2 pseudogenes are annotated in these 590 nt (G+C 31.0%); both read right to left on the bottom strand.

Annotation, left to right across the window (positions count from 1 at the left end):
* A pseudogene (locus AC1DTM_RS30780) lies at window positions 1–195 on the bottom strand (GNAT family N-acetyltransferase); the annotation flags it as partial.
* A gap of 63 nt (window positions 196–258) precedes the next feature.
* Window positions 259–590 (bottom strand): annotated as a pseudogene (locus tag AC1DTM_RS30775) (glutamate synthase); the annotation flags it as partial.

The raw sequence follows: 590 nt of genomic DNA, 5'->3' as shown, positions 1-590 counted from the left end.
TATGAGATGAAAATAAGAAATCCCCTCAGTTTGTTCTTTTAATAATTCGTCAAGTTGCTTTTGAAAGTATTCATACACGTAATAATTAGAACCACGACTTGGTACCATTGTTTCAAAAAATGATTTGTTCGTGAGTTCAAAATTAAATAAATCTTCAGCATCTTGATTCTTTAATTGTTCTATGTATATTTCCATCCCGTTTACCCCTTCTTGATTTACTAACTGTTATACATTCTTTTTTAAACGATAATTTCCCTGCTATTTCTTTCGTCTGAGTAATACAGTAAGTAATACTCTAGGATGAAAAAGATGAAAAGGACTTCGAATTAAGTTCATAACTCTGACTAACCGAATATAAATATCAGAATCACTTGCAGAAAGCTGATATATTTGTTTCGTATACCATTGCTGAAATTTTTGTTTCATAGTTAATTCTTTCTGTAACTTAGGATGACGTGCTATCTCCGTTGTCGTCATTTCCCAAGGTGTTTTGATAATCTTAGAAACATGCTTATAAAACGTTTGAGTGAACGTTTTATCCAAATTATTTATTCCTTTAAGAAATAACTGCAATTGGCGAGCTTCCATAG

Source organism: Bacillus sp. P4_D3, assembly GCF_056401855.1.
Note: the sequence above shows the minus strand (reverse complement) of the source record. Positions and strands in the feature narration are given on the sequence as shown.